At 66.7% G+C, this 11,755-nt stretch carries 9 protein-coding genes; 5 read left to right on the top strand and 4 right to left on the bottom strand.

What is annotated here, in order from left to right:
• The first annotated feature begins 164 nt into the window (after nt 1-164).
• Together BIZ42_RS06295 and BIZ42_RS06290 are read left to right on the top strand one after the other, a co-directional pair.
• On the top strand, nt 165-2,456 hold the full coding sequence (locus BIZ42_RS06295) for a TonB-dependent receptor (RefSeq protein ID WP_070425891.1): 2,292 nt from the start codon (nt 165-167) through the stop codon (nt 2,454-2,456).
• Nucleotides 2,457-2,604: 148 nt separating this feature from the next.
• Nucleotides 2,605-3,708, top strand: a complete 1,104-nt coding sequence (locus BIZ42_RS06290) for a DUF4274 domain-containing protein (RefSeq protein WP_070425890.1) — start codon at nt 2,605-2,607, stop codon at nt 3,706-3,708.
• 68 nt (nt 3,709-3,776) lie between these two features.
• Here the strand turns inward: BIZ42_RS06290 and phbB are convergent, their stop codons facing one another.
• From phbB to BIZ42_RS06275, 3 genes are read right to left on the bottom strand one after another with little or no spacing between them, the layout of a single operon-like run.
• Nucleotides 3,777-4,517 (bottom strand): acetoacetyl-CoA reductase, encoded by a 741-nt coding sequence (gene phbB, locus BIZ42_RS06285; RefSeq protein ID WP_019183776.1) that lies wholly within the window; start codon nt 4,515-4,517, stop codon nt 3,777-3,779.
• A gap of 25 nt (nt 4,518-4,542) precedes the next feature.
• Nucleotides 4,543-5,871, bottom strand: a complete 1,329-nt coding sequence (locus BIZ42_RS06280; RefSeq protein WP_070427462.1) for a CitMHS family transporter — start codon at nt 5,869-5,871, stop codon at nt 4,543-4,545.
• Nucleotides 5,872-5,911: 40 nt separating this feature from the next.
• Nucleotides 5,912-7,093, bottom strand: a complete 1,182-nt coding sequence (locus BIZ42_RS06275; protein WP_070425889.1) for a porin — start codon at nt 7,091-7,093, stop codon at nt 5,912-5,914.
• Between the two features lie 156 nt (nt 7,094-7,249).
• On the opposite strand from BIZ42_RS06275, the gene BIZ42_RS06270 reads away from it, so the two are divergent.
• The 3 genes from BIZ42_RS06270 to BIZ42_RS06260 are packed head-to-tail and all read left to right on the top strand — an operon-like array spanning nt 7,250 to nt 10,459.
• Nucleotides 7,250-7,951 carry a response regulator transcription factor gene (locus tag BIZ42_RS06270; protein ID WP_019183779.1) on the top strand — a complete coding sequence of 234 codons (702 nt, stop codon included), beginning with the start codon at nt 7,250-7,252 and terminating at the stop codon, nt 7,949-7,951.
• Nucleotides 7,941-9,323 (top strand): sensor histidine kinase, encoded by a 1,383-nt coding sequence (locus BIZ42_RS06265; protein WP_156785803.1) that lies wholly within the window; start codon nt 7,941-7,943, stop codon nt 9,321-9,323. Before BIZ42_RS06270 ends, BIZ42_RS06265 begins: the two co-directional genes overlap by 11 nt.
• A complete protein-coding gene (locus tag BIZ42_RS06260) occupies nt 9,320-10,459 on the top strand; it encodes an ABC transporter substrate-binding protein (RefSeq protein WP_070425887.1) in 1,140 nt (379 codons plus the stop codon). Before BIZ42_RS06265 ends, BIZ42_RS06260 begins: the two co-directional genes overlap by 4 nt.
• On the opposite strand, the gene BIZ42_RS06255 is transcribed toward BIZ42_RS06260, so the two are convergent.
• Nucleotides 10,387-11,688: a citrate:proton symporter gene (locus BIZ42_RS06255; RefSeq protein ID WP_070425886.1), complete on the bottom strand. Its 1,302-nt coding sequence runs from the start codon at nt 11,686-11,688 to the stop codon at nt 10,387-10,389. The genes BIZ42_RS06260 and BIZ42_RS06255 overlap by 73 nt on opposite strands.
• Nucleotides 11,689-11,755 lie beyond the last annotated feature (67 nt).

Genomic DNA, 11,755 nt, shown 5'->3' with positions numbered 1-11,755 from the left:
ACCGCATGTTGGTCAGTGACTGGGTAACCGTTGAATCATCAGGTTCATGAGCGCCGTCGCACTTTTTGCCTGCCCACCGCTCCGTAAGAATCCTTTCATCTTCCGTCTGCACCATGGTCGCGCACCTGCCCCGCGCAGGGACCCCCAGCACGCAACGGAACCCTATGCTTACCCGACCCCTGACGATCGTGGTGGCGCTCGCGCTGTGCGCCGCCAACGCCCACGCTGCCGATGTAGACGCCACCGCCGCTGCCAACGTCGCGCTCAGCGCGCAGACCCTGGACACCGTTTCGGTGATCGGCCAGGGCGAGACCCGCCAGGTGCAGCGCATTACCGCCGTGGACAAGGAAGTGCTGCCGCCGGGTACCAGCGGCCAGAAGATCCTCGACCGCCTGCCGGGCGTCTCCGTGCAGTCCAACGATGCCTTCGGCGCCAATGAAGAATCGCAGACGATCAGCCTGCGTGGCTTCGACAAGAGCCGCCTGGGCTACACGCTGGACGGCATCCCGCTGGGTGACAACAGCTACGGCAACTACAACGGCCTGAGCATCGCGCGTGCGCTGATCGCCGAGAACCTGGCCGGCGCCGAGCTGTCGCAGGGCATCGGCTCGCTGGGCGTGGCCTCCACCAGCAACCTCGGTGGCACCATCCAGTACTTCTCGCAGGACCCGTCCACCGAGTTCGGCGGCAAGGCCAGTGTCACCGTGGGCGATGACAACCAGCGCCGTGGCTACCTGCGCGTGGACACCGGCGATATCAATGGCTTCTCTGCCTACGTCTCCGGCGTGCACCAGGACGCGGATATGTGGGCCGAGCCGAACCAGAACCAGACCACCCGCCAGTTCAATGCCAAGGCGATCTGGAACGTGGGTGACAACCGCTTCGGCGCGTTCGCCGCGACCTCGCGCGTGAGCCAGGCCAACTACGCCTACCTCTCCAAGAGCATGTTGGCACGCGGCCTGGGCTGGGACTGGAACATCTACGCGCCGGACTGGGATCGCGCCGTCGCCGCCGCCTATTGCGCACCAGGCACCTACAACGCCCAGAAGTGTGCATTCACCGGTGGCGTCAACAGCATCGATGATGCGTACTACCAGAGCCGCGCCCTGCGTGATGACAACCTGTATTCGCTCGATGCCGACCTCGCCCTGGGCGACAGCGCCCGCCTGAAGCTGCTCGGCTATCACCACGAGAACCGCGGCCAGGGCCACTGGTGGGCACCGGGCCAGCCGTCCAACCCGGGCACGCCGGAGATGCTGCCGATCTCCATCCGCAGCACCAACTACACCATCAACCGCCAGGGCATCACCGCCGCGCTGAGCTGGCAGTGGGGCATCCATTCGCTGGAAGCAGGGCTGTGGTACGAGCGCAACGACCACAACGTGGAGCGCAACTTCTACTACATCACCGGCCCGTTCCTGGATGACGGCTACCTCAACCACCCGGACCGCCGCCTGTTCGACCAGGACTTCGACATCCGCACGCGCCAGTTCTACGTGCAGGACCGCATGCGCTTCCTGGACGACCGCTTGACCGTGGATGTGGGCATCAAGAGCCCGAACACCCGCATGACCGCCAACGCGAAGCCGGGCACCGAAGCCAGCTACGCCTCCGGCACCCTGACCGCCAAGGAATCGGTGCTGCCGCAGGCCGGTATCGGCTTCAAGCTGAGCCCGAACCAGGAAGTATTCGCCTCGTACTCGGAGAACATCGCCGCCTTCGTCGGTGGCGGCAGCGGTGGCCCGCTGCAGGTCTCGCCGGAATCCTTCGCCGCCAGCGCCGGGCTGGAGCCGGAAAAGTCCAAGACGCTGGAAGCCGGCTTCCGCACCTTCGGCGAGAAGTACCAGGCCTCGATCGCGGCCTACCACGTGACGTTCGACAACCGCCTGCTCTCGCTCAACCCCTGCACCAGCATCGAAGTGGGCACGCGACCGGAGTGCATCACGCGCTTCATCAACGTCGGTTCGGTGAAAAGCCGCGGTGCGGAACTGACCTTCATCCTCAAGCCGATGGACGGCCTGCAGTGGTACAACGCGCTCTCGTGGAACAAGACCACCTACGAGGACAACTACACCTCGGGCGGTGCGATCGTGCCGGTGGCCGGGAAGATCACGGTCGATACGCCCGAGCGTATGGCCTCCAGTGAAATCAGCTGGAACCGCGATGGCTTCTTCGCCAGCCTGCGCGCGAAGTACACGGGCAAGCGGTACTACACCTACACCAACGACCAGTCGGTGCCGGGTGTGACCACCTTCGATGCGGGCATGGGGTACTCGTTCGGGCCGGGCATGGGCCTGCGCGACATCAAGGTCTCGCTCAACGCAACCAACCTGACCAACAAGCGCTACGCCGGCCAGCTCAGTTCGTTCGCCCCGACCGACCCGACCGGCACCCGCTACGCGATCCACGCCAGCGCGCCGCGCCAGCTGTTCATGACGGTCGCTGCGGAGTTCTGATCCGGTGGGGTGGCGCAGCCACGCATGGCGTGGATCTACTGAAACCCAGTAGATCCACGCCGCGCCTGCATAGTCCGCAGGACAGGGCTCTGAACTTCGTTGGCAAGGGAGCACTAAACTGCAGGGGTCCCCACAATGGAAGTGCCCCTTGACCCCCGACGAGTTCGACCGCGCCTCCTGCGCGCTGCTGCAGGACTACCTGCTGAAGGCATCTCCCGAGCAGCGCCACATTTACGTCGCGCGCCGCAACTACGATGACAGCCCCGAGCTGCTGGCTTGGCTGGCGGATCGCAGCGAGCTGGATCGCGCGACGGCGCTGATGATGTACTGGTCGCTGGGCGCGGCCTGGTTCACCCAGTACGCCGCTGACGGCGACGTACCCGAGCATGAGCGCGAGGCCCATGCGATCGTCCGCCGCATCGAGCAACGCTACATCGATGGATTCTATGCGGGCCGTGGACTCGACTTCGACCCGGGCAACTGGCCGGGCCCTTCGATGGGTGATTATCCAAGCCTGGTCATGCGTCGCACCGTCCCGGATGCCATGAGGGTCGCGGTGGTCGGCGAGCAGGCCTGCGATCCCTTTGCGGAGGCCGTCGACACGGTCTTTGATGACGGCCTGCCGCTTGCGCTCGCAGCGCAGCTGCACGACATGGCCGCTGGCGTGCAGCCTGATCGTGGTCCGGCCTTGGGCGATGCCGTAGCCGGCGAGATTGACATCTGGGCCGACGTGACGCCGCCAACGCTCTTACCGTTGGCGACGGCCGCGGACCCCGGGTGGGCGGTACTTGAGACCTTTCTTCGCCAGGCTTCACCACAGGAATGCCATCAACTGATGCTGTTCGCTGAAACCAGCGCGCTGTCAGACGCGCTGCAATGGTTGCTGGAGCAGCCGACACTGGCTGCGTCCAGCGCACTGGCGCTCTACTGGAACCTGGGCGCGTCGTGGTACGTCCCCTTCGCTACGATCGAAGATGTGCCGGAATCTCACCGCTACACGGCGGCGGTGCTGAGACGGATCGAGCAGCGCCTGGCTGATGACGGTTACGCGGACCACGGGCTGGGTTTCGACCTGGCTCGGATCCGGCCGCGTTTCCCCACGCGTTGGCCGGGGCGGGACGAGCGGCGCGCCATCCCCGGGCAGATGTGGCGGCCACGTCCGGGCCAGATCGTGGACGAGTCGGACGACGTGGATTTCATCACCGGCCTGCCCGAAGACATTGCCGAGGCGCTGGCGAACGCCCGCGGGTAAAGGATGAAGCATCCGCGGGTGGCGTGGATCTACTGAACCGGCAGATCCACGCCGCGCCTGCAGAGGCCTCAGAACATGTGCAGACCACCATTTACTGCATAATCCGCACCCGTCACATACGCCGCGTCATCCGACGCCAACCACGCGCACAGACTGGCCACCTCCTCCGGCTTGCCCAGACGACGGATCGGCACCGACCCCGCCAGGCGATCCAGTACATCCGGCGGGAAACTGCTGATCGACTGGCTCGCGATGTACCCGGGCGAAATCGTATTCACCGTCACCCCGCGCGTCGCCACCTCATTGGCCAGCGCCCGGCTGAAACCATGCATCGCCGCCTTTGCCGTCGCGAAGTTCACCTGGCCGATCTGGCCCTTGTGCGCACTGACCGAGCCGATGTTCACGATCCGGCCCCAGCCGCGCGTGCTCATGCCATCGATCACCTGCTTGGTGATGTTGAACAGCGCGTGCAGGTTGGACCCCATCACTGCATTCCAGTCGTCCGGGCTCATCTGGCGGAACAAGACGTCGCGGCTGCCCCCGGCATTGTTGACCAGCACGTCGATCTCGCCCACCTCGGCTTTCACTTTCGCAAACGCCGCCACCGTGGAGGCCCAGTCCGCTGCGTTGCCCTCCGAGGCGATGAAATCGAAACCAAGCTCGCGCTGTTCGCGCAGCCAGGCAGCCTTGCGCGGCGAATTGGGTGCGCAGCCGGCCACCACGGTGTGGCCGTTGCGGGCCAGCTTCTGGCAGATGGCAGTGCCGACACTGCCCATGGCGCTGGTGACGTAGGCGATGCGAAGAGTCATGGCGGAACGCTCCTTGGTAAACGGGTCAGGACGCAAGCGGATACAGACCGAACAGCAGCCCACCGAACATCAGCAGCAGCGAAATGCCGATGGCCCATTTCAGGGTGAACTTCTGGTGGTCGGCGAACTCCACCTTGGCCAGGCCGACCAGCAGATAGGTCGAGGGCACCAGCGGGCTGAGCAGATGCACCGGTTGGCCGGCCAGCGAGGCACGCGCCATTTCCACCGGGGTGATGCCGTAGTTGCCGGCCGCCTCGGACAGGATCGGCAGCACGCCGAAATAGAAGGCGTCGTTGGACATGAAGAAGGTGAAGGGCATCGAGGCCAACGCGGTGATCACCGCCAGGTACGGACCCCAGCTGTCGGGAATGACCGCCAGGAAGCTGTGCGACATCGCCTCGACCATGCCGGTGTTGTTGAGGATGCCGGTGAAGATGCCGGCCGCGAAGATCAGCGAGACTACCGAGAGCACGTTGCCGGCGTGGTTGACCACGCGGCGGCGCTGCTCGGCCAGGTTCGGGTAGTTGATGACCAGGGCGATCGCGAAGCCGACCATGAACAGCACCGGCATCGGCAGCAGGCCCATGATCAGCGCGGTCATCAGGGCGATGGTCAGGCCCAGATTGACCCACAGCAGCTTCGGGCGCTTGATGTCTTCGGCGTCTTCCACGGTCGGCAGGGTGTTGCCATCATCGGAGACGCTGTTGTCCATCCAGCTGCCGCCCTGCGGCAGGGTCACCACGCCCAAGCGACGGCGCTCCTTCATGCCCAGGTACCAGGCCAGCACCAGCACGCCGGCGCAGGCGATCACCATCGAGGGAATCAGCGGCACGAACACGTCGGCCGGATCCACGTGCAGCGCGGTGGCGGCACGCGCGGTCGGGCCGCCCCACGGGGTGAGGTTCATCACGCCGCCGGCGAGGATGGTCACGCAGGTCATGTTCAACGCGTTCATGCCCAGCCGCTGATACAGCGGCAGCATCGCCGACACGGTGATCATGTAGGTGGTCGAGCCATCGCCGTCGAGCGAGATCAGCATCGCCAGGATGGCGGTGCCGAGCACGATCTTCATCGGGTCGCCCTTGACGAAGCGCAGGATGATCCGCACCAGCGGATCGAACAGCCCGGCATCGATCATCACCCCGAAGTACAGGATGGCGAACATCAACATCACGCCGGTCGGCGCGATCTTCTTGATGCCTTCCAGCATCATGTCGTCGATACCGGCTGCGAAGCCGCCGATCAGCGCGAACAGGATCGGAATGGTGATGAGGGCAACCAGCGGCGAGAGCCGCTTGCTCATGATCAAGTACATGAATGTAATGACCATGCCAAAGCCGAGGATGCTCAGCATCATCTGCATTCTCCAGAAGCAACAGAGGGGAAGGAGGGGATCAGAAGTCGTACTGCAGGCGGCCGGTCACGGCACGGGTGCGGTCCACGGTGGCGTCGGCCAGACGGTCGCGGTTGCGGCTTTCGATCAGGTTGAGCATGAAGCGCAGGTTCGGGCGCATGTACCAGTTGCCGCCCAGCGTCCAGGCTTCGGTCTGGCCGTCGCGCAGGTCGGGCTGGCCGATCAGGTGCTGGTCGCCGCGCATCTGGTCGTAGCGCAGGGCCAGTTCGAACGCGCCGGCCCGGTGCTGGAAATCCTTGACCCGCCCAAAGCGCCCGGTCTTGCGGTCGTACACGCGCGATTCGCCGGTGACGAACCAGCTGACCAGGCCGTAGCCGGCCAGCACCTTGCCGCGCTGGCTGCCATCGTCGAAGGTGGCGCCGCTGAACTCGCCCTGCCAGGACAGCGGCCCGTTCACCTGTGCGTATTCCAGCGACCACTTGTTGACGTCGGTATCGCGCCCGGCCGAGAAATCGACCAGCGTCAGGCGGCTGTTATCGGAGAGGTGGCCGGCCGGGCGCGGGCGGATGCGCAGGGCAGGCACGCCGTCCGTGCCGGGGTTGTCGTAGCGCTCATGGGCCAGCGAGAGGCCCAGGTGCAGCACGTCGCCGGCGGTGGCGCCCGGCGCCCAGGTAGCGCGGCCACCGGCGGCACGGCCTTTGACCTGCCATGCGTCGATGCTCTCCAGGCTGTAGGCGCTGGCGGCCCACGTCATGTCGCCGCGTGCGGCCTGCCAGGACGCGCCGAGGCGATACAGCGGGGCCAGCGTGGTGCCGGCGTTGCCGCGCTCCAGGAAGGAGCCGTAGTTGGAGCTGGTGCGGTCATCCAACGAGAAGAACTGCTTGAACTGGCCCACGGTCAGCTTGCCCGCTTCGCCGAAGCTGCGGCTGACGAACACGTCCTTGGCCTCGACCCGGTCGCCGGAGAAATCCGCTTCCATCTTGTAGTCGACCACGAAGAACTTGCCGGATACGTCAAGCCACGCGCGGCGGATCTCGGTGTCGTCCTTGTTCGGGGTGCCGCGGCGGTCGTTGTGGAAATCGGCGAAATCCAGGTGCAGGCGGCCGCCGAGGCTGGCGGTGACCGGGCGCTCGTCATCACGGTCGTCGGCGGCCCAGGCCGGCGCGGCCAACAACAGGGTGCAGGCAGCCGGCAGACAGCAGCGCAATGCGTTCAGTTCCATGGACCCTCCCAGGTGCCGGATGTTCAGTGGTGACGCGAGGGCGCAGCCTAGTGCCGGGATGCTGTCATCCACCTGTCAGTCATTGCTGCACCGCAGCGAAGCGCACGGAGGCGGCCGCACGCGCTAGCATTCCCGCACCTTTCCCGATCCCGACCGATGCGCATCCTGCTGGTGGAAGACAACCCGGACCTGGCCGACGCGATCGTCCGCCGCATGCGCCGCAGTGGGCATGCCGTGGACTGGCAGAGCGACGGGCTGGCCGCGGCGAGCGTGCTGCGCTACCAGAGCTTCGATCTGGTCGTGCTCGATATCGGCCTGCCCAAGCTGGACGGTCTGCGCGTGCTGGCCGGCATGCGCGAGCGCGGCGACAGCACGCCGGTGCTGATGCTCACCGCGCGTGACGGGATCGAAGATCGCGTGCAGGCGCTGGATGTCGGCGCGGATGATTACCTCGGCAAACCGTTCGATTTCCGCGAGTTCGAGGCGCGCTGCCGCGTGCTGCTGCGCCGCACCCGCGGGCAGGCCAGCGAGGTTGTGCAGATTGGTGGCTTCCAGTTCGACAACGCCGCGCACCGGGTCAGCCTGGACGGCCAGCCGATCGAGCTGCCCAACCGCGAGTACCGCCTGCTTGAGATCCTGATGGGGCGGCTGGGGCAGGTGGTGGGCAAGGACGAGATCGGCAATGGCCTGTTCGGCTTCGATGACGAGGCCGGCCCGAACGCGATCGAACTCTACGTCGGTCGCCTGCGGCGCAAGCTGGCCGATGCCCCGCTGCGCATCGTCACCGTACGCGGCAGCGGCTATCTGCTCGAAGCACACGACGCCACGCCCGATGGCAGCCGTCCCGATGGCGGGTGATGCCCGCGCGCCGAGCTCGATCCGGCGCACGCTGTGGCTCTATCTCGGCGGCTTGATGGCGCTGTTCGCCGTGGCGCTGTTCTTCGGTGCACGCGACTATGGCCAGCGCGCGGCCAATCGTTCCTATGATCACCTGCTGGTGTCCTCGGCACTGTCGATCATCGATTCGGTGGCGCTGGTGGAGGCGCAGTGGCAGGTCGATCTGCCCTACGCCGCGCTCGACCTGCTGGCGATGGCGCCGGAAGACCGCGTGTTCTATCGCGTCTCCGATGCACGCAACCAGACCGTGACCGGCTACGACGACCTGCCGGCACCGCCGCGCCCGCCGACCGATCGTCCGCAGTTGTTCGATGCGCCGTACAGCGGCGAGACCGTGCGCTTCGTCGTGGTGTCGCGGCGGGTCTCCTCCCCGTCCGCGCAGGCGGAAGTCCGTGTGCAGGTCGGGCAGACCCGGCGCGCACGCGAGGCGCTGGCCCAGGACATGGTGACCCGCGCCCTGGTCGCGATCGTGGTGCTCTCGCTGTTGTCGCTGGCCCTGGTCGCGCTCGGCGTGCACCGGGCGCTGCGGCCGCTGGTGCGGGTCGAACGCGAGCTGTCCCGGCGCGAGCCCTCCGATCTGCGGCCACTGGATGCGGCCACGCCGCAGGAGATGGACCAGATGGTCGGTGCGCTGAACCGCTTCATGGGGCGGCTGTCGACCAGCAATGAAACCCTGCGCGCGTTCATGGCCGAGGCCGCGCACCAGATGCGTACGCCGCTGGCCGCGCTGCGCGCGCAGGCGCAGCTGGCACTGGATGATGATGATCCGGAGGACATGCGCCGCAGCCTGCAGGCGATCGAGCGCAACGCAACCCACATGAGCCGCCTGCTCAACCAGCTGCTCAGCGATGCCAGCGTGATCCATCGCGCGAACCTGCAGCGGTTCGCGCCGGTGGACCTGGCCGAGACCGTGCACCAGGCCCTGCATGAGGCGCTCCCGCAGGCATTGCCCGCACCCCGCGTGCAGTTGGCGGTGACCCGCGAGCCGGCCTGGGTCAACGGCGATGCACTGCTGCTGCGCGAAGCGATCAAGAACCTGATCGACAACGCGCTCAAGTACGGTGGGGACGGCGCGTTGCAGCTCGCGTTGACCACCGATGACACCCACTGCGTACTGACCATCGCCGATCACGGCCCGGGCATCGCGCCGGCCGATGCGGAGCGGGTCTTCGAGCGTTTCGCGCGTGGCGAAGGTGCGGCCGCCGGTGGCGCCGGGCTCGGGCTGGCGATCGTCAAGCGCGTGGTTGACAGCCATGGCGGCCATATCGATCTGTCCAACCGGGTGGGCGGCGGCCTGATCGCCACGATCCGGCTGCCGAGGAGGCACGCATGAAGGTTCTGTCTGGTCTGTGGTTGATGCTGGTGGCTTTCACTGCAGCGGCCGACCCCGGCGACGTGCAGCGCTTTCCCGCGCAGGGCACGCCCACCGCGCAGCTGCGCATCCATGGCTCGACCGACATCGAGGTGTTCGCCACGGTGATCGCCGACTACCAGCGGCTGCATCCGGGGACGGAGGTGATCTACGAAGACATCATCACCCAGGATATCTACAGCCGTTACCTGCACGTGCCGGGGCCTGGTGCGGCACCGGATCTGCTCATCAGCAGCGGCATGGACCTGCAGACCAAGCTCGTCAACGATGGACACGCGCTGCCGCACCGCTCGGCGCAGACCGATGCCTTGCCCTCCTGGGCGCAGTGGCGGCACGAGGCGTTCGGGATCAGCTACGAGCCGGTGGTCATGGTCTACAACACCCGCCGCCTGGCGGCGAACCGGGTGCCGCGCACGCGCCGGCAACTGCTCGATCTGCTGCACGCTGCCGATGCACCGTTGAAAGGGCGGGTGGGCACGTACGATATCGAGCGCAGCAACGTGGGTTACCTCATGGCCACCCAGGACAGCCAGCGCGGCAGCATTGCCGGCGCGCTGCTGGGTGCACTGGGCGACAACGCGGTGCAGTTGGAGGAACGGACCGGCGTGCTGCTGGACCGGGTCAGCCGGGGCGAACTGGCGCTTGTCTACAACGTGCTGGGGTCGTATGCACGCGCACGGATCGAGGCCGGCGCGCCGTTGGCCATCGTCGAGCCGGAGGACTACACCCTGGTGGTGCTGCGTACGGCGGTCATACCGCGCAGCAGCCGGCACCCCGAGGAAGCGGGCCGATTCCTGGATTACCTGCTATCTCCGCGCGGGCAGCAGGTCCTCTCACGGGAGGCACGCCTGACCTCGATCCTGCCCGCGGCTACTACTGGCGGCGGGCCATCCAGCAACCTTCGCCCGATCCAGCTCGGCCCCGGCCTGCTGGTGTATCTGGACGCACTCAAGCGTCGCCAGTTCCTGGAAGCCTGGCGCGCCAGCGTGCTGCCCGCAGGCAGTGACAGCACGCCGCGCGAAGATCAGAACACGCCCAGCAACCAGGCGGCCCCCAGCAGAAGCAGAGAGAAGCCCCACATCCACCCCAGCGAGTAGCGGATGTGGCGCCCGATGTCCGCTCCGGCCAGCCCCAGCGCCAGCCATAGCGCCGGTGAGAACGGGCTGATGAAGGTCCCCACGATGTTCCCGATGGTCAGCGCATACACGCTGTGTGCGGGGTCCACGCCGAGCGGCGTAGTGATCTCCAGTACCACCGGCAGCAGTCCGAAATAGTAGGCATCGGTACTGAGCAGCAGTTCCATCGGCAAGCCGACCACGCCGAGCAGCACATGCAGCCATGGCAGCATGGAATCGGGAAGCACATGGGCCAGGTCCGCCGCGATGGAGCGCAGCATCCCGCTGCCGTCCATCACCCCCAGGAACGAGCCCGCGGCCAGGATGATCGCACCCATCTTCAGCGCCGCCGGCGCATGCGCGGCGATCGCCTCCATCTGCTGCGCGGGGCGGCGGTAGTTGATCAGCAGGGCCAGCGCCAGGCCGATCATGAAGATGTAGGCCGAGGGCAACAGACTACCGACCAGCGCACCCAGGACCGCGACGAACAGCAGCGCGTTCAGCCCCGCATGGCGCACGGGCACCGGCGCCGCTGCGCGGGGCAGCGGCGCAGCGGTCCCGGCAGGCGCCAGGTCGCCGCCGCTGGCGGCAAGGCGGGCAGCACGCCCGCGTTCGCGCAGCCCCAGCACGGCCGCCATCGCCAGCAGCAACACCGCACCGACCACCTGCACCGGCAGCAGCGGCTGCCACAGCACGCCGACGTCGATGCCGGTCACGGCGGCAGCGCGCCCGAGCGGACCCGCCCACGGAAGCATGTTGAAGATGCCTGCACCGGTCGCCAGCAGGAGCAGCATCAGGTACGGACTCATGTGCAGGCGCCGGTACAGCGGCAGCAGCGCCGGCACGGTGAGCAGGAAGGTGGTGGCACCGGCACCGTCCAGATGCGCCACCATCCCCAGCAGTGCGGTCATCATGGCGACCGCGACGACATTGCCCGCAGTCATCCGCACCAGCCCGTCAACCAGGGGGCGGAACAGCCCCGCATCCTGCAGCACCCCGAAGAAGGTGATCGCGAACATGAACATCGCAGCGATCGGGGCGACCCGCCTCAGGCCGTCATTGAAGTAGCCAGCAAGCGCATCCGTGCCGGTTCCGACAATCAGCGCAGCCACCAGCGGGACCAACACGAGGGCGATGATGGCCGTCGTTCGCCCGGTGATCAGCAGAGCCACCAGTGCAGCAATGGTCAATAGCCCGATGAGTGTCAGCATGCAGCCTCCAGTACAAGGAAATGTCGATCCGACCCTGTCACCGGTGAGCTGTCATCCAGCTGTCAGC

The sequence above is a fragment of the Stenotrophomonas sp. LM091 genome, assembly GCF_001806305.1.
Taxonomy (GTDB): domain Bacteria; phylum Pseudomonadota; class Gammaproteobacteria; order Xanthomonadales; family Xanthomonadaceae; genus Stenotrophomonas; species Stenotrophomonas bentonitica_A.
The sequence above is the reverse complement of the archived record's forward strand: the minus strand, read 5'-3'. Positions and strand labels throughout refer to the sequence as shown.

What these genes read in the sequence shown, in the direction of transcription:
- phbB (WP_019183776.1), bottom strand. Translation starts at nt 4,517, where the DNA reads ATGACTCTTCGCATCGCCTACGTCACCAGCGCCATGGGCAGTGTCGGC.
- BIZ42_RS06280 (WP_070427462.1), bottom strand. Translation starts at nt 5,871, where the DNA reads ATGCTGAGCATCCTCGGCTTTGGCATGGTCATTACATTCATGTACTTG.
- BIZ42_RS06295 (WP_070425891.1), top strand. Translation starts at nt 165, where the DNA reads ATGCTTACCCGACCCCTGACGATCGTGGTGGCGCTCGCGCTGTGCGCC.
- BIZ42_RS06275 (WP_070425889.1), bottom strand. Translation starts at nt 7,093, where the DNA reads ATGGAACTGAACGCATTGCGCTGCTGTCTGCCGGCTGCCTGCACCCTG.
- BIZ42_RS06270 (WP_019183779.1), top strand. Translation starts at nt 7,250, where the DNA reads ATGCGCATCCTGCTGGTGGAAGACAACCCGGACCTGGCCGACGCGATC.
- BIZ42_RS06255 (WP_070425886.1), bottom strand. Translation starts at nt 11,688, where the DNA reads ATGCTGACACTCATCGGGCTATTGACCATTGCTGCACTGGTGGCTCTG.
- BIZ42_RS06260 (WP_070425887.1), top strand. Translation starts at nt 9,320, where the DNA reads ATGAAGGTTCTGTCTGGTCTGTGGTTGATGCTGGTGGCTTTCACTGCA.
- BIZ42_RS06265 (WP_156785803.1), top strand. Translation starts at nt 7,941, where the DNA reads ATGGCGGGTGATGCCCGCGCGCCGAGCTCGATCCGGCGCACGCTGTGG.